The organism is Streptomyces venezuelae, from assembly GCF_008642335.1.
GTDB classification, from domain to species: Bacteria; Actinomycetota; Actinomycetes; order Streptomycetales; family Streptomycetaceae; genus Streptomyces; species Streptomyces venezuelae_F.
In genome coordinates this window covers 1,774,265-1,792,715 of record NZ_CP029191.1, presented here as the reverse complement: position 1 = coordinate 1,792,715, position 18,451 = coordinate 1,774,265, and the positions used below count along the sequence as shown (strand labels likewise).

Sequence of the window (18,451 nt, the reverse complement as noted above, 5' to 3'; positions counted from 1 at the left end):
GTTAGGACCGTAGAAGCAAGGTCCACCGATCGGGAGTCCGGATGATCGAAACGCCGTCCCTGGTGGACCAGTACTGCCATGGCGTCCTCCGCACGGAGCTGGGCCTCGGCACCTTCGAGGCCCACCTCGGCCGGGGCGAGGGGCCGCCCGCCCCCGGCACCACCTTCTTCGACACCCAGACCGGCTTCGCGGTGCGCCGCTGGTGCCCGCCGCTGCTCGGCATCGAACCGCACTGCCCGCCGGCCCGCTATCTCGCCCGCCGCCGCGAACTGGGCGTCCTGGAGTCGGGGCGGCGCCTCCTGCGCGGCAGCGGCATCACCACGTACCTCGTCGACACGGGACTTCCCGGGGACCTCACGGGGCCCCGCGAGATGGCGTCCGCCGGCGGCGCCGACGCGCGCGAGATCGTCCGCCTGGAATTACTGGCCGAGCAGGTCGCGGACACCTCGGGCACCGCCGACTCGTTCCTCGCCAACCTCGCCGAGTCCGTGCACGCGGCCGCCGTAGGGGCCGTCGCCTTCACCTCCGTCGCGGGCGCACGGCATCCGCTCGCCCTCGCCCCGGAACCGCCCGGGCCGGGCGAGGTGCGGGGCGCGGTGGGGCGCTGGCTGGCGGGGCGGCAGGTCGGCGGGGTGCTCGCCGACCCGGTGCTGCTGCGGCACCTGCTGTGGATCGCGGTGGCCTCGGGACGGCCGCTCCAACTGCACGCGGGCGCCGGGGACCCGCAGACGTACTTCGGGGAGTTCGCGCGGGCCACCGCCGGGCTCGGCACCGACCTGGTGCTGCTGCACGGCTACCCGTACCATCGCGGCGCCGCGCACCTCGCGGCCGTCTTCCCGCACGTGTACGCGGATCTGGGCCCCGCGCTGGTGCGCACCGGGGCCCGCGCGGCGGCCGTGCTCGCCGAGATCCTGGAACTCGCGCCGTTCGGCAAGCTGCTGTTCTCCAGCGGCGCCCACGGCCTGCCCGAGCTGCACGTCGTCGGGGCACAGCTGTTCAGGGAGGCCCTCGGACGGGTGCTCGGCACCTGGGTCGCGGAGGGCGCCTGGTCGCTCACCGACGCGCAGCGCGTGGCGGGTCTCATCGCCGCGGGCAACGCACGGCGGGTGTACGGCCTGCCGGACGGGCCCAGGCAGCGGCTCTCAGACGGCCGAGAGCCGTGAGTCGTCCGCCTGGGCGGGCAGGTCGGCCGTGGTGAGCGGGCGCTCCCGCAGCGAGAGCAGGACGCGCAGCACGGCGATCCACACGACGCAGGAGCCGAGCATGTGCAGGCCGACGAGGAGCTCCGGCAGGTCCGTGAAGTACTGGACGTAACCGATCGCGCCCTGCGACAGCAGGATCAGGAACAGCTGGCGGGTGCGGGTCAGCGGTCCCGGCGGCGCGTCGACGGCCTTCAGGACGAACCACAGCGCGAACGTCAGCGTCACCACGATCCACGCGAGGACCGCGTGCAGCTTGGCGACCGCCTCCCAGTCGACGCCCATCCGCGGCACGTCGCTCGAGTCGCCCGCATGCGGGCCCGCGCCCGTCACGACGGTGCCCACCACGATCAGCAGGGCGGACGCCGCGACCAGGAACCACACGAGCTGCGCCACGGCCTTGCCGACCAGCGGCCGGGGCTCCGCGTCGCCCTCCTGCGCCCGCTGCCACATGACGACGGCGACCGCGATCAGGGCGGAGGAGAGCAGGAAGTGTGCCGCGACCGTGTACGGGTTGAGGCCGACGAGCACGACGATGCCGCCGAGCACCGCGTTGCCCATGACCAGCCAGAACTGCGCCCAGCCGAGGCGGACGAGGCTGCGCCGCAGGGGCTTCTGCGAGCGGGCCGCGATGATCGCCCAGCCGACGGCCGCGGAGAGCACGTACGCCAGCATGCGGTTGCCGAACTCGATGGCGCCGTGGACGCCCATCTCGTGGGTCGCGGTCAGCGAGTCGTCCGTGCACTTGGGCCAGGTCGGGCAGCCGAGGCCCGAGCCGGTCAGGCGGACGGCGCCACCCGTCACCACGATGAGGACCGTCATGACGAGGGAGATCAGGGCCGCCTGCTGGACGGTCCGCTGGGTGGGGGTCCAGCGCTCGGCGATGAAGGCGAGCGGGTTCCGCACGGCTTGAGCGATGTCGGCTCGGGTCACGTTTGGCACGGGCCCCATCGTAGGGGGCCGCTTGTGCACGGCTTCACGAGGGGGACGTATCCGGCGCTTCTGTGACCGCGGTTACGCCGGGCGCGCCCTCACTCCCAGCGGAAGAACTTCGCCGCCGCGCCGAGCCCGAGCACCGCCCATACGGCGAGGATCCCGAGGTCGCCCCACGGCATGCCCGCGCCGTGCTGCAGAACGTCGCGCAGGCCGTCCGAGAGCGCGGAGATGGGGAGCAGCCCGAGGAGCGTCTGGGCCGCGTCGGGGAACTTGTCGAGCGGGACGATCACGCCGCCGCCCATGAGCAGCAGCAGGAAGACGAGGTTCGCGGCGGCCAGCGTCGCCTCCGCCTTGAGCGTGCCCGCCATCAGCAGGCCGAGCCCGGAGAACGCCGCCGTGCCGAGCACCAGGAGCAGCAGGACGGCGAACGGGTTGCCGTGCGGCGACCAGCCGAGCGCGAACGCGATGACCGTGACGAGCACGACCTGGAGCACCTCGGTGACAAGCACCGAGAGCGTCTTGGCCGTCATCAGGCCCCAGCGCGGCAGCGGTGACGCGCCGAGCCGCTTGAGCACTCCGTACCGGCGCTCGAAGCCCGTCGCGATGGCCTGCCCGGTGAACGCCGTCGACATCACGGCGAGCGCGAGGATGCCGGGCGCGAGGAAGTCCACCGCCTCGCCCTTGCCGGTGTCGACGATGTCGACCGCGCTGAACAGCACCAGGAGCAGCGTCGGGATGATGACCGTGAGGAGCAACTGCTCGCCGTTGCGCAGCAGCATCTTCGTCTCCAGGGCCGCCTGCGCCGCGATCATGCGGGGGAGCGGGGCGGCGCCCGGCTCCGGCGTGTACGTTCCGGCGGCGCTCATCCGCGCAGCTCCTTACCCGTGAGCTCCAAGAAGACGTCTTCCAAGGTGTGGCGTTCGACCGAGATGCGGTCCGGCATGACGCCGTGCTGGGCGCACCACGAGGTGACCGTGGCGAGCAGCTGCGGGTCGACCGTGCCGCTCACGCGGTAGCTGCCGGGGGTGAGTTCGGCGGCGGCGGAGTCCGGGGGCAGCGCCTTGAGGAGCGAGCCGACGTCGAGGCCGGGGCGGCCGGTGAAGCGCAGGGTGTTCTCGGCGCCGCCGCGGCACAGCTCGTCGGGGCTGCCCTGGGCGATGACCTTGCCCGCGTCGACGATCGCGACGTCGTCGGAGAGCTCCTCGGCCTCGTCCATGTGATGCGTGGTGAGGATGACGGAGACCCCGTCGCGGCGCAGGTCCCGCACGAGCTCCCAGGTCGCCCGGCGCGCCTGCGGGTCGAGGCCCGCGGTCGGCTCGTCGAGGAAGACCAGCTCGGGCCTGCCGACGACGGCCATGGCGAGCGCGAGGCGCTGCTGCTGGCCGCCGGAGAGCCGCCGGTAGGTGGTGCGGCCGCAGCCGCCGAGGCCGAGGCGCTCGATCAGCGCGTCGACGTCGAGCGGGTGCGCGTGGAGCTTGGCCACGTGACGGAGCATCTCGTCGGCGCGGGCGCCGGAGTAGACGCCGCCGGACTGGAGCATCACGCCGACGCGGGGCCGCAGCGCCCGCGCCTCGCGGACCGGGTCGAGGCCGAGGACGCGGACGGTGCCGGAGTCCGGCTTCCGGTAGCCCTCGCAGGTCTCGATCGTGGTGGTCTTGCCCGCACCGTTGGGGCCGAGGACGGCGGTGATGCCGACCCCCGCCGTCAGGTCGAGACCGTCCACCGCGGTCTTGGGGCCGTACCGCATGACCAGATTCTCGACCTGGACGACGGGCTCGTTTCGCATGGTGAGCAAGTCTAGGGACGGTCCTGGGGTCCCGGATGCGCGGGGCGGTTCGCCGCAAGCCACCGCTCCGCGTACGCCACGGCGTCGGCCACGGGGAAGAGGCGCGACTCGGCGGCGCCGACGAAGCCGCGTACGACCTCCGTGTCCTTTTCGAAGGCCGCGCCGAGCTCGCCGAAGTCCTCCTCGTCGATCGAGCGCTCCCGCACGGTCTTCCAGACGCGGCCCCGCGAGGTCATCGCGGCGAAGGAGTTCTCCTCCTCCGGGCCGGGGATGCGGTATTCGGCCAGGTGGAACGAGGTGCACGAGCCGTAGCCCGCGCCGAGGAGGAGGACGCGGGCGCCCGCCTTCTCCAGGCGGGCCAGGGGGCTGCGCTCGCCGAGGCGGCAGTCGCGGGCGTGCCCGGCGGTGATCGTGGCGGCGGCGGGGCCGAGCGCGGCGAACGACGTCTGCGGGTGGGCGCTGCGCAGGGCGCCGGGCCAGGTGCGGACGGTCTCCGGGACGATGCCGACGCCGTACGTGGGCGAGGTCAGCGGGTCGTACGCGGGCATCGACGCGCGCAGCACCGGCCACCAGTCCTCGGGCACGGGCGGGTTCTGCCACACCGATGGTTCGGAGTTGTCGCCGGAATGGGCGGGGACCACGAGCGTGCCCTCGGGGCCCAGGGCGTCCAGGAGGGCCTGGACGAGGGCTACGGCGCCACCGCTCACCCAGCCGAGCGCGCTGAGCGAGGTGTGGGCGAGGAGGGTCTCTCCGGGGCGCACACCGAGCGCGAGCAGCTCGCGCGTGAGCGACTCGCGCGTGCACAAAGGGCCGGTGGGAGGGGGTGTCGGCATGGTCAGGGAGTCTCCTGGACGGAGCGCGCGAGCGCCACCGAATTGATCGATCAGTGATCGTTTCCGCAGGTCAGCTTAGGTTTGCCTAAGTGATGCAGCGCACCGTCCGGTGATCAGGACGCGGGTTGTCAGGCTCTGAGGAATTACGCAACAATGGCGTTGTGAAAAACGTTGGCGAGGCTCCGCAGGAGGAACTCGCGACCGGTGAGCGTTCGACGCGCAACCGTGTCGCGCGGTCCATCCTGGATCACGGCCCGTCCACCGTCGCCGATCTCGCGAAGCGCCTCGGCCTCACCCAGGCGGCCGTCCGCAGGCACCTGGACGCCCTCGCCCACGAGAACGTGGTCGAGCCCCGCGAACAGCGGGTCTACGGCGCCAGGACCCGTGGCCGCCCCGCCAAGGTCTTCGCGCTGACCGACTGCGGGCGCGATGCCTTCGACCAGTCGTACGACAAGCTGGCCGCGGAAGCGCTGCGGTGGATCACCGAGCACCACGGCGAAGAGGCCGTCGTCGCGTTCGCCCGCGCGAGGATCACCGCCCAGGCGGAGACGTACCGGCAGGCGATCGACGCCGCGTCCCCCGAACAGCGCACCGAGGCTCTGGCGAAGGCGTTGACCGCCGACGGGTACGCTGCTACGGCGCGCAGCGCACCGGTCGGCGAACAGCTCTGCCAGCACCACTGCCCGGTCGCCCATGTCGCCGAACAGTTTCCGCAGCTCTGCGAGGCGGAGACGGAGATGTTCTCCGAACTCCTCGGCACGCATGTGCAGCGCCTCGCCACCATCGCCCACGGAGACGGCGTCTGCACGACGTTCATTCCGCGCAGCGGCGGCAGCGGCAGCACCACCACCAGGCAAGCCACCACACCAGCATCAGCAAGCACGGCCGGGAGGAACCCCGCATGACGCTCCCCACGGAGACTGCCCACCCCGAACTCGAGGGCCTGGGCAACTACGAATACGGCTGGGCCGACTCCGACGTCGCCGGTGCCTCTGCCAAGCGCGGCATCAACGAGGACGTCGTCCGCGACATCTCGGCGAAGAAGAACGAGCCGGAGTGGATGACCAAGCTCCGCCTCAAGGGCCTGCGCCTCTTCGACAAGAAGCCCATGCCCAACTGGGGCTCGGACCTCTCGGGCATCGACTTCGACAACATCAAGTACTTCGTGCGCTCCACGGAGAAGCAGGCGGAGTCCTGGGAGGACCTGCCCGAGGACATCAAGAACACGTACGACAAGCTCGGCATCCCCGAGGCGGAGAAGCAGCGCCTCGTCGCAGGTGTCGCGGCCCAGTACGAGTCCGAGGTCGTCTACCACCAGATCCGCGAGGACCTGGAGGAGCAGGGCGTCATCTTCCTCGACACCGACACGGCGCTGAAGGAGCACCCGGAGCTCTTCAAGGAGTACTTCGGCACCGTCATCCCCGTCGGTGACAACAAGTTCGCCTCGCTGAACAGCGCCGTCTGGTCCGGTGGCTCGTTCATCTACGTCCCCAAGGGCGTGCACGTCGAGATCCCGCTCCAGGCCTACTTCCGCATCAACACGGAGAACATGGGCCAGTTCGAGCGGACCCTGATCATCGTCGACGAGGACGCGTACGTTCACTACGTCGAGGGCTGCACCGCCCCGATCTACAAGTCGGACTCGCTGCACTCCGCCGTCGTCGAGATCATCGTCAAGAAGGGCGGCCGCTGCCGCTACACGACGATCCAGAACTGGTCGAACAACGTCTACAACCTGGTCACCAAGCGCGCCGTGGCGTACGAGGGCGCGACCATGGAGTGGATCGACGGCAACATCGGCTCCAAGGTGACGATGAAGTACCCCGCCGTCTACCTCATGGGCGAGCACGCCAAGGGCGAAACCCTGTCCATCGCCTTCGCGGGCGAGGGCCAGCACCAGGACGCCGGCTCCAAGATGGTCCACATGGCGCCGAACACGTCCTCCAACATCGTCTCCAAGTCGGTGGCGCGCGGCGGCGGCCGTACGTCGTACCGCGGCCTCGTCGAGATCGGTGAGGGCGCCGCCGGATCGAAGTCGAACGTGCTCTGCGACGCACTGCTCGTCGACACGATCTCGCGCTCGGACACCTACCCCTACGTCGACGTCCGCGAGGACGACGTCTCCATGGGACACGAGGCCACCGTCTCCAAGGTCTCCGACGACCAGCTCTTCTACCTGATGAGCCGCGGCATGACGGAGTTCGAGGCCATGGCGATGATCGTGCGCGGCTTCGTCGAGCCGATCGCCAAGGAGCTCCCCATGGAGTACGCCCTGGAGCTCAACCGGCTGATCGAGCTGCAGATGGAGGGTTCGGTCGGCTAAGACCGGACACCGTCCCCGCAGCGACTGACTTCTTACGCAGAGAGAGAGCACGACGACAGCCATGGCTGAGGCTCAGAACATCCCGGTGGGGAGCACCACCGCCGGATCGATCGCGGTGGCCGCCGAGTCCACCGTCGCCACCCGCATGAGCGCGCCCCCGTCCTACGACGTGGACAGCTTCCCGGTCCCGCACGGCCGGGAGGAGGAGTGGCGGTTCACGCCGCTGGAGCGCCTGCGCGGGCTGCACGACGGCACCGCGGTCGCCGACGGCGGCATCCGCGTCGAGGTGAGCGCCCCCGAGGGCGTCACTCAGGAGACCGTCGGCCGCGACGACGCCCGCGTCGGCAAGGCCGGCAAGCCCGTCGACCGCGTCGCCGCCCAGGCCTACTCCTCCTTCGAGAAGGCCTCGGTCGTGACCGTCCCCAAGGACACGGTGCTCACCGAGCCCATCCGCATCGCCGTGCACGGCGAGGGCGGCACCGCCTTCGCGCACCAGGTCGTCGAGCTCGGCGCGTTCGCCGAGGCCCTCGTCGTCATCGACCACACCGGTGACGCCGTGCTCGCCGCCAACGTCGACTTCGTCGTCGGCGACGGCGCCAAGCTCACCGTCGTCTCCGTCCAGGACTGGGACGACACCGCGGTGCACGTCGCCCAGCACAACGCGCTGGTCGGCCGTGACGCGTCCTTCAAGTCCGTGGTCGTCACCTTCGGCGGCGACCTGGTCCGCCTCCACCCGCGCGTGAACTACGCGGGCACCGGCGGCGAGGCCGAGCTCTTCGGCCTGTACGTCACCGACGCCGGCCAGCACCAGGAGCACCGCCTCCTGGTCGACCACAACACGCCGCACTGCAAGTCGAACGTCGTCTACAAGGGCGCGCTCCAGGGCGACGAAGCCCACGCGGTGTGGATCGGCGACGTCCTCATCGAGGCCGCCGCCGAGGGCACGGACACGTACGAGATGAACCGCAACCTGGTTCTGACCGACGGCGCCCGGGTCGACTCGGTGCCGAACCTCGAGATCGAGACCGGCGAGATCGTCGGCGCGGGCCACGCCTCGGCGACCGGCCGCTTCGACGACGAGCAGCTCTTCTATCTGCAGTCGCGCGGCATCCCGGAGGAGGAGGCCCGCCGCCTCGTCGTCCGCGGCTTCTTCGCCGAGCTGGTCCAGCAGATCGGCCTGCCCGACGTCGAGGAGCGCCTCATCGCGAAAATCGAAGAGGAGCTGGAGGCGACGGTCGCATGAGCATCGACCAGGCCCGATTCGTTCGGGCGTGCGGACTGAGCGAGCTGGAGGAGGACACCCCGAAGCGGGTGGAACTCGACGGCACGCCGGTCTCGGTCGTCCACACCGAGGGCGAGGTGTACGCGATCCACGACATCTGCTCGCACGCGAACGTCTCCCTCTCCGAGGGCGAGGTGGAGGACTGTCAGATCGAGTGCTGGCTGCACGGCTCCAGCTTCGACCTCCGCACCGGCAAGCCGTCCGGCCTCCCCGCGACGCGCCCCGTCCCCGTATACCCCGTAAAGATCGAAGGGGGCGATGTACTCGTTGACGTGCACGCCTCCCTTTCCCAGGAGTCCTGAGGCACCCATGGCAACGCTTGAAATCAAGGACCTGCACGTCACCGTCGAGGCCGACAACGCCACGAAGGAGATCCTCAAGGGCGTCGACCTGACCGTGAAGCAGGGCGAGACCCACGCCATCATGGGCCCGAACGGCTCCGGCAAGTCGACGCTCGCCTACTCGGTCGCGGGTCACCCCAAGTACACGATCACCCAGGGCAGCGTGACCCTCGACGGCGAGGACGTCCTCGAGATGTCCGTCGACGAGCGCGCCCGCGCCGGCATGTTCCTGGCCATGCAGTACCCGGTCGAGGTCCCCGGCGTCTCGGTCTCCAACTTCCTGCGCACGTCGGCGACGGCGATCCGCGGCGAGGCCCCCAAGCTGCGCACCTGGGTGAAGGAGGTCAAGTCCGCGATGGAGCAGCTCCAGATGGACCCGGCCTTCGCCGAGCGCAACGTGAACGAGGGCTTCTCCGGCGGTGAGAAGAAGCGCCACGAGATCCTCCAGATGGAGCTCCTCAAGCCGAAGATCGCGATCCTCGACGAGACGGACTCCGGTCTGGACGTCGACGCGCTCCGCCAGGTCTCGGACGGCGTCAACCGCGTCCGCGAGACGGGCGAGGTCGGCACCCTGCTGATCACGCACTACACGCGCATCCTGCGCTACATCAAGCCCGACTTCGTGCACGTCTTCGCGAACGGCCGCATCGCCGAGTCCGGCGGCGCCGAGCTCGCCGACAAGCTCGAGGCCGAGGGCTACGAGGCCTACACGAAGGGCGGCGCATCTTCGTGACACAGCTGCCGGGCCTCCTCGACACCGAGGCGATCCGCAAGGACTTCCCGATCCTGGATCGCACGATCCACGACGGCAAGAAGCTCGTGTACCTGGACAACGCGGCGACCTCGCAGACCCCGCGGCAGGTCCTCGACGTACTGAACGAGTACTACGAGCAGCACAACGCCAACGTTCACCGCGGCGTGCACGTCCTCGCCGAGGAGGCCACGGCGCTGTACGAGGGCGCCCGTGACAAGGTCGCGGAGTTCATCAACGCGCCCAGCCGCGACGAGGTGATCTTCACCAAGAACGCCTCGGAGTCGCTCAACCTCGTGGCCAACATGCTGGGCTGGGCCGACGAGCCCTACCGCGTGGACCACGAGACCGAGATCGTCATCACGGAGATGGAGCACCACTCCAACATCGTTCCGTGGCAGCTGCTGTCGCAGCGCACCGGCGCGAAGCTGAAGTGGTTCGGCCTCACCGACGACGGCCGTCTGGACCTCTCCAACATCGACGAGGTCATCACCGAGAAGACGAAGATCGTCTCCTTCGTGCTCGTCTCCAACATCCTGGGCACGCACAACCCGGTCGAGGCCATCGTGCGCCGCGCCCAGGAGGTCGGCGCGCTCGTCCTCATCGATGCCTCGCAGGCCGCCCCGCACATGCCGCTGGACGTGCAGGCGCTGCAGGCCGACTTCGTGGCCTTCACCGGCCACAAGATGTGCGGCCCGACGGGTATCGGCGTGCTGTGGGGCCGCCAGGAGCTCCTGGAGGACCTGCCCCCGTTCCTGGGTGGCGGCGAGATGATCGAGACCGTGTCGATGAACTCGTCGACGTACGCTCCCGCGCCGCACAAGTTCGAGGCCGGCACGCCGCCGGTCTCCCAGGCCGTCGGCCTGGGCGCGGCCGTGGACTACCTCACGGCCATCGGCATGGACAAGATCGCCGCGCACGAGCAGGCGATCACCGAGTACGCGGTCAAGCGCCTCCTGGAGGTCCCCGACCTCCGGATCATCGGCCCGACCACGGCCGAGGAGCGCGGCGCCGCGATCTCCTTCACGCTCGGCGACATCCACCCGCACGACGTGGGCCAGGTCCTCGACGAGCAGGGCATCGCGGTGCGCGTGGGACACCACTGCGCGCGTCCGGTCTGTCTCCGGTACGGAATTCCTGCGACCACGCGAGCGTCGTTCTATCTGTACTCCACGCCCGGCGAGATCGACGCTCTCGTCGACGGCCTGGAGCACGTACGGAACTTCTTCGGCTGAGGGGCTGGCTGGGAACGTGAAGCTGGATTCGATGTACCAGGAAGTCATCCTGGACCACTACAAGCACCCGCACGGGCGTGGTCTGCGCGATGGCGACGCCGAGGTGCACCACGTCAACCCGACGTGCGGCGACGAGATCACGCTGCGCGTCAAGTACGACGGGTCGACGATCGCCGACGTGTCGTACGAGGGCCAGGGCTGCTCCATCAGCCAAGCCAGCGCGTCCGTCCTGAACGACCTCCTGGTCGGCAAGGAGCTCGCGCAGGCGCAGCAGATCCAGGAGGTCTTCCTGGAGCTGATGCAGTCCAAGGGCAAGCTGGAGCCGGACGACGCGATGGAGGAGGTCCTGGAGGACGCGGTGGCGTTCGCCGGGGTCTCCAAGTACCCGGCGCGCGTGAAGTGTGCTCTGCTGAGCTGGATGGCGTGGAAGGACGCGACGGCTCAGGCGTTGGGCACCGACGCCGCCGTCGCCGAGAGGAAGACCGCATGAGCGAGAACGAGACCCTGACCACGAAGCCCGCTTCCGAGGAAGAGGTCCGCGAGGCGCTGTACGACGTCGTCGACCCCGAACTGGGCATCGACGTCGTCAACCTCGGCCTGATCTACGGCGTGCACATCGACGACGCCAACATCGCCACGATCGACATGACGCTCACGTCCGCGGCCTGCCCGCTGACCGACGTCATCGAGGACCAGGCGAAGTCGGCGACGGAGGGCATCGTCAACGAGCTCCGGATCAACTGGGTCTGGATGCCGCCGTGGGGCCCCGACAAGATCACGGACGACGGGCGCGAGCAGCTTCGGGCGCTCGGGTTCAACGTCTGAGGAGTCCTTGCGTCTGTTCCCCTGTGGGGTGTCACTGTTCCAGTGGCACCCCACAGGGCTTTACTCCTCTTCGCGTGCTCGGCTACCGCCGAAGAGCACGGAGGAAGGAGCGGTACACGGCTACGCGTTGCTCACTGTGAAGGCCGCGTAGGGCTACCAACGTGCACACCAGCAAGACGAGTAGTGCCAGTGCCGCCAGCGCGATGAGCAGGGGCATGATGTCGCTGACTGAGGCCATTGTGGACATACCTTTCGGGAACATCGGCCATCGCTCGGATGCGTTGGCGTCTCTCAGTGAACGCGCTGCCTGTGGCCGCCGGCTCGTCGTGTGTTCGGTGCTGGCTTGTAGCCGCAGGTCAGCAACGGTCGTACGGAATTCCGGACCGGAAGGAAGCCGTCACCGACGGTGTCCCCGGTGTGGATCTCGGGTATGGGCCTCACGAAACGGCAGGAACCAGTCGTCCGGCCGCAGATGTGCGACGCGTGCGAACTCGTTGATTGGGTTCGCGGGATCTTCGATTCCTGACATCCAGGGCCAGTAGAGCCAGAGAACGTCGTGGTCCTCGAAGAGCAGGTCCTTGCACGCGTCCCAGTCGAAATCCTGTGATGACTCAGGTAGGCCGGTGGTCAGCTCGTCGACGAAATCCATTTCGTCGAGCGTCATCGCCGATGCGTGCAGTAGCGCGATGTGCAGAGCCAGTTCTTCCCCGGTGCATGTAGGTCGAGGTGTCTGTCCGGTCCGGATGTCGTTGGCCAGATCGTCGTAGCATCGGGCGAACTCACGGCGCCATCGCCGGGTCTGGCGCCAGGCCTGGGACGGCAGGTATCCGAGCATGAAGTACCAGCCCTTGTTGACCTTGCCGGCCTTCATGGGCTTGCCGCCGTGTTCCTCGATCTCGTCGTACGTCATGTCGCAGGCGATATCCAGCGCTGCTTCAAGAACCTTGAGCGTGCGGGGAGTTGGAGCCCACGGTTCGCTGTTTTCCTCGTAGTCCTCGTCGTCGGGGGCGGGCGGCGCCGTGGGGTTCGGCTGTTGGTAGATGAACGGTTCGCAGAAGTAGGCCACGGACTCGGCATCCCCGGCTTTGGCCGCTCTTCGGTACCACTTGACACCCTTGTCCCATTCATTCTGGAAGACGTGCTGGTTGCCAAGCAGTCGCATGGCCACGACGTCACCAGCGTTGATCGCTCGCTTCAGCCACTTCCTCGCCTGCTTGGGATCGGCTCTCCGGTGAAGGACCCCAAGGGAGCGCATGGCGACCGCATTGCCCTTCTTCGCCAGTGGGACCAGGGCTCGGTCTCCGATGTCTGGACGGTCGTTTGCGAAGGCCGCGAGCGCCACGTCGTGGTGATGGTGGTCCTCAGTCGCAATGGCCAGCGCTGCGTCCCAAGTCCGGTCCGGCAGGGGAGGCGACTGCTCTCTGCGTAGTTGGGCGTCTACCAGGAAGTCGAAGGCGTGCCACCCGCCGCTCGCAGGTAGCAGGTGCCGCGTGACTCCGTAGCGTGGTTCCGTGGCCCAGGTCAGCGCCTCGTCGAGCGACTCGGGCGAGATGAGGGACTTGTTGCTGCCGGGGAGGTATTCCTCGTGGAGGTCGGTCAGGTCCTGGAGCGAAATCGGGCTGCTGATCCCCGCCCTGGCCAGGTCGATCGCCGCATGCACCAGCGCTGCTCCTCGCGGGTGCCCATGAACCCGGGGCGCCTCCTGGAGCTCCCGCCAGAGTTGAGGACCTGCCGCCAGGTACTCCGCTACCCCGTGTTCGCGCGCTGCCCGCAGGGCCTCCGCGACGCGGGGGTCGCGCTCCGTCTCAAGACTCTTCCGTGTGCGTGCCAGTTCGTCAGGAGACCAGATGCGCTCGAGGTGGATCTCTTCGGCCAAGTTCAAGATGTCTACGGAGACGCGTTCCCTGACCAGGCGCAGTCGGAACGAATCGCGCATGGTGGCCACGATGACGACACGAGCGGACCGGAGTGTACGGAACTCCTGCATGCCAAGACCTTGAGGGCCCAGAAACCGCTCGGCGTCGTTCAGCCAGAGCAGGGTGGGAATGCCACTCGACGCGTGATCAATTGCCGAGGCGATGGATCGCTCGAGGTGTGTACTGCTCTCCGGGGCCAGGAGCACGTGGTCCGGAACGGTGTCCAGCATGGCCTGGTGCGCGGTTCGCGTCTTGCCGACCGCGGAGTCGCCAGTGAGGAGAAGCATCCCGCCCTCTCCGATCAGCCGGCTGAGTGCCCCGCGCACCTGGCCGTCCAGATCCCGGGGGATGTATGACGGCACGAGTGTCATGCCCGCCAAGGACTGAGCTCGGTGCACACCGAGTTCTAGGGCTCCAGCGTCCCTCACCGTGAGGGGATGGGTCAGAGACGGTACAGGTGTCTCACGCTGTGCGGCGGCGTAGGCGCGAAGCCATACTTCGCGGTCCACGCGCCCTCGTACACCGGATATGCGGTCGAGTGCGCACAACAGCGACTCCAGGAGCTCTGTAGTCTCGGGCAGGCTTTTGCCTCGCCGCCATTCACTTACCGAGGACTTGTTGAGCGGCGCTGATCTGCGAGCGCGGCCGGCTTCCACGATCTGGACGAGCGTGGGGCTGCCCAACCCCTTGAGCTCTTCTTGCAACAGTGACGCGAACTGCTCACGAGCTCCTTGCGGGGTAGGGAGGTGGTTCGGCGGCATGTTGTGCATCATTGCTCAGCGCCGTACCCGCAGTGAACGCGCATGCCGTGGATTTCTGGTTTCCATGCCCTCGGTGACGTGTGGGCCAGGCCTTCGGTGCGGATGCGTCGGTCCAGGTACAGGAGTGCGGTCACCATGGGGGAGGAAGACCGCCGCGCGAGCTGAGCGAGGTTCAGTGCAAGCAGGAGTGTCACCGTACCCTCCGGGTTGTAGCCAGTTGTGTACGGGTGTACGCATCGATATGTACACTCGTACGCATGGGATACGCACTGCTGGCCGGGGCCATCGCGGCGGAGGTGGCCGGGACCACGGCCATGAAGTACAGCGAGGGGTTCAGCAAGCTGGTTCCCTCGCTGATCACGGTCGCGGGGTATCTGCTCGCGTTCACGCTGCTCGCGCAGACCCTGAAGACCCTGTCCGTCGGGACTGCCTACGCGATCTGGGCCGGCATCGGCACCGCCGCCGTGGCCGCCATCGGCATGGTCTTCCTGGGGGAGTCGGCCAACATGGTCAAGATCGCGGGGATCGCGCTCGTCATCGCGGGGGTCGTCGTGCTCAATCTGGGCGGGGCCCACTGATGGGGCGCCGTTACGATCCCGAGCGGCGGCAGCGGATCATCGACGCCGCGATCCGCGTGGTCGGGGCGAAGGGGATCGGCGGGCTCAGTCACCGCTCGGTCGCCGCCGAGGCCGACGTGCCGCTCGGGTCGACCACGTACCACTTCAAGACGCTCGACGAGCTGCTCATAGCCGCGCTGCGGCAGAGCAACGAGGGCTTCGCGAAGGTGATGGCCGCCAGTGACGTGTTCGAGGATCCGGCGGCCGACCTCGCCGATCTTGCCCGCGGGCTCGCGCGCGTCCTCGGCGAGTGGTTCGCGGGGGAGCGGGCGGGGGTGGAGCTGGAGTACGAGCTCTATCTCGCCGCCGTGCGACGGCCCGCGCTGCGGCCCGTGGCCGCCGAATGGTGCGCGGGGCTCACCGACGTCATCGAGCTCCGCACCGACCCGGTCACCGCGCGCGCCCTCGTCGCGCTGATGGACGGAATCAGTCTGCACGTGCTTCTCACGGGCGGCGCGTACGACGAGGAGTATGCGCGGCAGATGCTCGGACGGCTGCTTGTGTAGATGCGTGAAGGAATCGCTATTTGCTGACAAAGATCATTGCGTGCGCCGAGTTCCCGCTGGTAGCGTCCCGCGTGCATTGACCAAGCAATTGCGAGAACTTGGGGGAACGAGTTCATGAGCATGCGTCATAAAGGTATTTCCGTCGTGATTGCCTGCGCCTTGACCGGGGTAGCGGGAAGTGCGGCGTACGCGGCTTCGGAGCCGGCGGAGGCGACGCAGCGGCAGGCCCTCGGCGCGGACGAGATCTGTGCCGTCCTCGGGATAGGCAGCGGGGCGGCAGGCCTTGCCAAAGCGCTGGCCAAGGGGGCATCGTGGGTAGGGATCGGCGCCAGCGTCGGTTGCTACGCGTACACGAAGGCCAAGGAAGCGACGCCTGCGCAGAAGCGTGCGGCCATGATCAAGTCGTACAAGAAGTACCAGGCGATGAGTGACCTCAAGAAGCTCGACGCCCTCGGCTATTACTGCCGGAAGCAGGGCGGCGGCGGTGGTGGCGGGACCGATGTCGCCCCGGTGAATTCCACGTCGACGGTGGGGGTGATGGCAGGATGGCGGACCATCAAAATGAAGGGCGTCAAGTACTCGTGCACCGCGACAAGGGACTGAACGAGAGCCGCACTCCCGGACGCGCTTCCGGACGTGCTCCGGGAAATGGCGAACGATTTCTGCTCTCTCTTGCATTGGTCGCCGTAGGCCTTCTCTGGATGACTCGGGAATTGGCTCAGTGGGCGGTCGTGCTGTGTGTCGTCGCGGCGGTGGCCGGAGCAGCGGGAATGGTTTTCTTCGGGCTGCGTTTCATGCGGGAGCGCGCGCAGTCCCAGTGAATGCGGCGCGTCATGCGTGATGCGGTGTCACTCGCTCGTTCCGCTCCGGCGCGCACCCTCAGCCGGAGCGGGACGCGAGGCCCCTGACCGTCCGCAGCGCCGCCTCGACGCTCGCCGTGACGTCCGTGATCGGGTACTGCACGTCACGGACGGTCCGGTCGCCGTCGAGCACCAGCGTCAGGCGCTTCAGACGGCTCACCCCCGCCGCGCGGAACGTCGGCAGGCGCAGAGCCGCCGTGAGGGCCAGGTCCGCGTCCGAGAGGAGCGGGAAGCGCAGGCCCTCCTTCTCCGCGAACGCCCGCTGTTCGTCCGGGCGCTGCGACGACACCCCGTGCACCGTCGCGCCCGCCGCGGTGAACTCCGCCAGCTGGTCGCGGTACGAGCAGGACTCCAGCGTGCAACCGCGCGCGCCGGGAATCCGGGCCCAGCCCGGCGGGTAGGCGTCCTTGCGGGCGTACGCGCCGGGGAAGCAGTACAGGACCGTGAACGGCGTGTCCGTGGCCACCGGGTCGAGCAGCTCCCCGTCGTGGCCCACGAGCCGCAGCTCCGGCAGGCGCGTGCCGAGCAGCGCGTGCACCCGCTGCGCCTCCCGTGAGGTCTCCGCCGCCGTCGCCATCGTCTCTCCCTCTCCCAGAACCCATGTGTCCCCCCAGTCCTGGAGGGCGACCAGGACGGGCAGCAGCGCGCGGCCGCGTGGCGTCAGGCGGTACTCATGGCGCACCGGGCGGTCCTGGTACGGGACGCGCGTGACGACGTCCGCCTCCACCAGGAGCTTCAGCCGCTCGCTCAACACCTTGCGGGACACGCCCAGTTCGCGCTGCATCTCGTCGAAGCGGCGCACCCCCCGCGCCGCGTCGCGCACGATCAGCAGGGTCCACCAGTCGCCCACGACGTCCAGGGCCTGCGCGATCGCGCAGTGGTCGTCGTCGAGTCGGGTCCGTTGCGCCATGACGCACATGCTGACATAGTCCGTTCCCAAAAGGAACTGACCCCTGGGGGCTGCGGACCGCCCCTGAGGGGGCGGTCCACCGATCTGCCGGGGGGCGACGTGCGTGATGTGCCGAGGACCGTGTGGCTGCTCGCCGCCGGTCAGTTCTTCAACATGGTCGTCGCCTTCACCTTCGTCTACTTCTTCGTCTACCTGACGGACGAACGCGGCCTCCCCGTCGCCCAGGCCGGACTGATCAGCGGCATCGGCGGCGTCGGCATGGTCGTGGGCAACTTCACCGGCGGCTGGTTCGGCGACCGCTCCGGCCACCGGCGCGTCCTGCTCGCCGGATCGCTGATCGGCGGCGCGGGCGTGCTGGCGCTGCCGTTCCTGCCGGTCGAGCTGCTGTACGTCGTGCCGCCGCTGAGCCAGTACGCGGGCGGCTGCGTGCGCGCCGCCACCGGCGCCCTCGTCGCCGTGTCCGTGCCGGAGGGCGCCCGCCGTCAGGGGTTCGCGGTGCACCGGTTCGCGGGCAACGCGGGCTTCACCGTCGGACCCCCGCTCGGCGCGCTCCTCATCGCCCACACGTCGTACACCTGGCTCTTCGTCATCGACGGCATCGGCACGCTGATCTTCGCCGGGTACGCCGCGCGGATCCTGCCCGCCCGCGGTGCCGCCCGCACCGGAGCGGACCGCGCGGAGGCCAAGGAAGGGCCGCGGCAGGGGGTCTTCGCCACCCTGCGCGAGCGGCCCACCGTCCTCGTCCTCCTCGTCGCCATCCTCCTCACCGACCTCGTCTACCGGCAGCAGTACTCGACCCTCCCCGTCGACCTCGACCGGCACGGACTCGGCACCGGCGTCTACGGATGGCTTCTCGCGATCAACGGCGGCGTCATCCTGCTCCTCGAACTCCCCGCCACCCTCGCCCTGCGCGACCGGGCACCGCTGCGCATCATCGGCTCCGGCCTGCTGCTCGTCGGCGCGGGCTGCGCCGTGCTCGCCCTCGGCACCGGGCTCGGCACCGCCGTGGCGATGATGCTGCTGCTCACCGCGGGGGAGATCCTCTACAAGACCCCGGCCACCGCGTACGTCGCCGACCACGCGCCCGCGCACGTGCAGGGCCGCTTCCAGAGCCTGTACTCGGGCGTCTCGGTCAGCGGCGTCGTGCTGTCGGCACCGCTCGGCGGGGCGCTCTACTCCGTGGCGCCGGGGCTGCTGTGGCCGGTCTGCGCGGCGGTCGCGGGGGCGGCGGGATGCCTGGTCCTCGCGGCGGGCCGGGGCCGCGCGCGACAGCCCTCCGCGGCGGTGCCCGCAGCCGTGGCCGCGGGCGGCACCGTGGCCGGCCCGGACCTTGAGACCGGTTCGCCCGCGCGGCGCACCTCCGGTTAGGT

Annotated in this window: 19 protein-coding genes; 13 read left to right on the top strand and 6 right to left on the bottom strand. The window is 69.2% G+C overall.

Going from position 1 to position 18,451, the window contains the following annotated elements:
- Positions 1 to 41: 41 nt before the first annotated feature.
- Positions 42 to 1,163, top strand: coding sequence for an amidohydrolase family protein (locus DEJ49_RS08020; protein ID WP_150183475.1), 1,122 nt, complete (start codon positions 42 to 44; stop codon positions 1,161 to 1,163).
- Here the strand turns inward: DEJ49_RS08020 and DEJ49_RS08015 are convergent.
- From DEJ49_RS08015 to DEJ49_RS08000, 4 genes are all read right to left on the bottom strand, one after another.
- Positions 1,143 to 2,150, bottom strand: a complete 1,008-nt coding sequence (locus tag DEJ49_RS08015; RefSeq protein ID WP_150183474.1) for a COX15/CtaA family protein — start codon at positions 2,148 to 2,150, stop codon at positions 1,143 to 1,145. The genes DEJ49_RS08020 and DEJ49_RS08015 overlap by 21 nt on opposite strands.
- Positions 2,151 to 2,230: 80 nt before the next feature.
- Entirely contained in the window at positions 2,231 to 3,001 is a 771-nt protein-coding gene (locus DEJ49_RS08010; protein ID WP_150183473.1) for an ABC transporter permease, read from the bottom strand.
- Complete coding sequence (locus DEJ49_RS08005; protein WP_150183472.1) at positions 2,998 to 3,921, bottom strand: ABC transporter ATP-binding protein; 924 nt, start codon at positions 3,919 to 3,921, stop codon at positions 2,998 to 3,000. Before DEJ49_RS08005 ends, DEJ49_RS08010 begins: the two co-directional genes overlap by 4 nt.
- Before the next feature lie 11 nt (positions 3,922 to 3,932).
- Positions 3,933 to 4,754 carry an aminoglycoside N(3)-acetyltransferase gene (locus DEJ49_RS08000; protein WP_150183471.1) on the bottom strand — a complete coding sequence of 274 codons (822 nt, stop codon included), beginning with the start codon at positions 4,752 to 4,754 and terminating at the stop codon, positions 3,933 to 3,935.
- A 161-nt stretch (positions 4,755 to 4,915) separates the two neighbouring features.
- Here DEJ49_RS08000 and DEJ49_RS07995 point away from each other — a divergent pair, with 161 nt between their 5' ends.
- The 8 genes from DEJ49_RS07995 (at position 4,916) to DEJ49_RS07960 (ending at position 11,511) form a co-directional block, all read left to right on the top strand.
- A complete protein-coding gene (locus DEJ49_RS07995; RefSeq protein ID WP_150183470.1) occupies positions 4,916 to 5,659 on the top strand; it encodes a helix-turn-helix transcriptional regulator in 744 nt (247 codons plus the stop codon).
- Positions 5,656 to 7,077 carry a Fe-S cluster assembly protein SufB gene (gene sufB, locus DEJ49_RS07990; RefSeq protein ID WP_062776871.1) on the top strand — a complete coding sequence of 474 codons (1,422 nt, stop codon included), beginning with the start codon at positions 5,656 to 5,658 and terminating at the stop codon, positions 7,075 to 7,077. The genes DEJ49_RS07995 and sufB overlap by 4 nt, the downstream gene beginning before the upstream one ends.
- Before the next feature lie 61 nt (positions 7,078 to 7,138).
- On the top strand, positions 7,139 to 8,320 hold the full coding sequence (gene sufD, locus DEJ49_RS07985) for a Fe-S cluster assembly protein SufD (protein ID WP_150183469.1): 1,182 nt from the start codon (positions 7,139 to 7,141) through the stop codon (positions 8,318 to 8,320).
- Positions 8,317 to 8,661 (top strand): bifunctional 3-phenylpropionate/cinnamic acid dioxygenase ferredoxin subunit, encoded by a 345-nt coding sequence (locus tag DEJ49_RS07980; RefSeq protein ID WP_150183468.1) that lies wholly within the window; start codon positions 8,317 to 8,319, stop codon positions 8,659 to 8,661. Before sufD ends, DEJ49_RS07980 begins: the two co-directional genes overlap by 4 nt.
- Positions 8,662 to 8,668: 7 nt before the next feature.
- Positions 8,669 to 9,433 carry a Fe-S cluster assembly ATPase SufC gene (gene sufC / locus DEJ49_RS07975; RefSeq protein WP_150166480.1) on the top strand — a complete coding sequence of 255 codons (765 nt, stop codon included), beginning with the start codon at positions 8,669 to 8,671 and terminating at the stop codon, positions 9,431 to 9,433.
- Positions 9,430 to 10,686 carry a cysteine desulfurase gene (locus tag DEJ49_RS07970; protein ID WP_150183467.1) on the top strand — a complete coding sequence of 419 codons (1,257 nt, stop codon included), beginning with the start codon at positions 9,430 to 9,432 and terminating at the stop codon, positions 10,684 to 10,686. Before sufC ends, DEJ49_RS07970 begins: the two co-directional genes overlap by 4 nt.
- A 16-nt stretch (positions 10,687 to 10,702) precedes the next feature.
- Complete coding sequence (gene sufU, locus DEJ49_RS07965; RefSeq protein WP_150183466.1) at positions 10,703 to 11,176, top strand: Fe-S cluster assembly sulfur transfer protein SufU; 474 nt, start codon at positions 10,703 to 10,705, stop codon at positions 11,174 to 11,176.
- Complete coding sequence (locus tag DEJ49_RS07960) at positions 11,173 to 11,511, top strand: metal-sulfur cluster assembly factor (protein ID WP_030358830.1); 339 nt, start codon at positions 11,173 to 11,175, stop codon at positions 11,509 to 11,511. Before sufU ends, DEJ49_RS07960 begins: the two co-directional genes overlap by 4 nt.
- Positions 11,512 to 11,908: 397 nt before the next feature.
- Here DEJ49_RS07960 and DEJ49_RS07955 read toward each other — a convergent pair whose 3' ends face one another.
- Entirely contained in the window at positions 11,909 to 13,798 is a 1,890-nt protein-coding gene (locus DEJ49_RS07955) for a tetratricopeptide repeat protein (RefSeq protein WP_150183465.1), read from the bottom strand.
- A gap of 647 nt (positions 13,799 to 14,445) precedes the next feature.
- Here DEJ49_RS07955 and DEJ49_RS07950 point away from each other — a divergent pair.
- The 3 genes from DEJ49_RS07950 to DEJ49_RS07940 all read left to right on the top strand — a co-directional run bounded on the left by DEJ49_RS07950 (position 14,446) and on the right by DEJ49_RS07940 (position 15,914).
- Positions 14,446 to 14,766, top strand: a complete 321-nt coding sequence (locus DEJ49_RS07950; RefSeq protein WP_150183464.1) for a DMT family transporter — start codon at positions 14,446 to 14,448, stop codon at positions 14,764 to 14,766.
- Positions 14,766 to 15,311, top strand: a complete 546-nt coding sequence (locus DEJ49_RS07945; RefSeq protein WP_150183463.1) for a TetR/AcrR family transcriptional regulator — start codon at positions 14,766 to 14,768, stop codon at positions 15,309 to 15,311. The genes DEJ49_RS07950 and DEJ49_RS07945 overlap by 1 nt, the downstream gene beginning before the upstream one ends.
- Before the next feature lie 114 nt (positions 15,312 to 15,425).
- Positions 15,426 to 15,914, top strand: coding sequence for a hypothetical protein (locus DEJ49_RS07940; protein ID WP_150183462.1), 489 nt, complete (start codon positions 15,426 to 15,428; stop codon positions 15,912 to 15,914).
- Between the two features lie 276 nt (positions 15,915 to 16,190).
- On the opposite strand, the gene DEJ49_RS07930 is transcribed toward DEJ49_RS07940, so the two are convergent.
- Positions 16,191 to 17,081, bottom strand: coding sequence for a winged helix-turn-helix transcriptional regulator (locus DEJ49_RS07930; RefSeq protein WP_150183461.1), 891 nt, complete (start codon positions 17,079 to 17,081; stop codon positions 16,191 to 16,193).
- Between the two features lie 153 nt (positions 17,082 to 17,234).
- On the opposite strand from DEJ49_RS07930, the gene DEJ49_RS07925 reads away from it, so the two are divergent.
- Positions 17,235 to 18,449 carry an MFS transporter gene (locus DEJ49_RS07925; RefSeq protein ID WP_411757230.1) on the top strand — a complete coding sequence of 405 codons (1,215 nt, stop codon included), beginning with the start codon at positions 17,235 to 17,237 and terminating at the stop codon, positions 18,447 to 18,449.
- The last annotated feature ends 2 nt before the right edge of the window (positions 18,450 to 18,451 follow it).

Coding starts and splice junctions, on each gene's coding strand:
- DEJ49_RS08020 (WP_150183475.1), top strand. CDS start 42: ATGATCGAAACGCCGTCCCTGGTGGACCAGTACTGCCATGGCGTCCTC.
- DEJ49_RS08015 (WP_150183474.1), bottom strand. CDS start 2,150: ATGGGGCCCGTGCCAAACGTGACCCGAGCCGACATCGCTCAAGCCGTG.
- DEJ49_RS08010 (WP_150183473.1), bottom strand. CDS start 3,001: ATGAGCGCCGCCGGAACGTACACGCCGGAGCCGGGCGCCGCCCCGCTC.
- DEJ49_RS08005 (WP_150183472.1), bottom strand. CDS start 3,921: ATGCGAAACGAGCCCGTCGTCCAGGTCGAGAATCTGGTCATGCGGTAC.
- DEJ49_RS08000 (WP_150183471.1), bottom strand. CDS start 4,754: ATGCCGACACCCCCTCCCACCGGCCCTTTGTGCACGCGCGAGTCGCTC.
- sufB (WP_062776871.1), top strand. CDS start 5,656: ATGACGCTCCCCACGGAGACTGCCCACCCCGAACTCGAGGGCCTGGGC.
- sufD (WP_150183469.1), top strand. CDS start 7,139: ATGGCTGAGGCTCAGAACATCCCGGTGGGGAGCACCACCGCCGGATCG.
- DEJ49_RS07980 (WP_150183468.1), top strand. CDS start 8,317: ATGAGCATCGACCAGGCCCGATTCGTTCGGGCGTGCGGACTGAGCGAG.
- sufC (WP_150166480.1), top strand. CDS start 8,669: ATGGCAACGCTTGAAATCAAGGACCTGCACGTCACCGTCGAGGCCGAC.
- DEJ49_RS07960 (WP_030358830.1), top strand. CDS start 11,173: ATGAGCGAGAACGAGACCCTGACCACGAAGCCCGCTTCCGAGGAAGAG.
- DEJ49_RS07955 (WP_150183465.1), bottom strand. CDS start 13,798: ATGACACTCGTGCCGTCATACATCCCCCGGGATCTGGACGGCCAGGTG.
- DEJ49_RS07950 (WP_150183464.1), top strand. CDS start 14,446: ATGGGATACGCACTGCTGGCCGGGGCCATCGCGGCGGAGGTGGCCGGG.
- DEJ49_RS07945 (WP_150183463.1), top strand. CDS start 14,766: ATGGGGCGCCGTTACGATCCCGAGCGGCGGCAGCGGATCATCGACGCC.
- DEJ49_RS07940 (WP_150183462.1), top strand. CDS start 15,426: ATGAGCATGCGTCATAAAGGTATTTCCGTCGTGATTGCCTGCGCCTTG.
- DEJ49_RS07930 (WP_150183461.1), bottom strand. CDS start 17,081: ATGGCGCAACGGACCCGACTCGACGACGACCACTGCGCGATCGCGCAG.
- DEJ49_RS07925 (WP_411757230.1), top strand. CDS start 17,235: ATGGTCGTCGCCTTCACCTTCGTCTACTTCTTCGTCTACCTGACGGAC.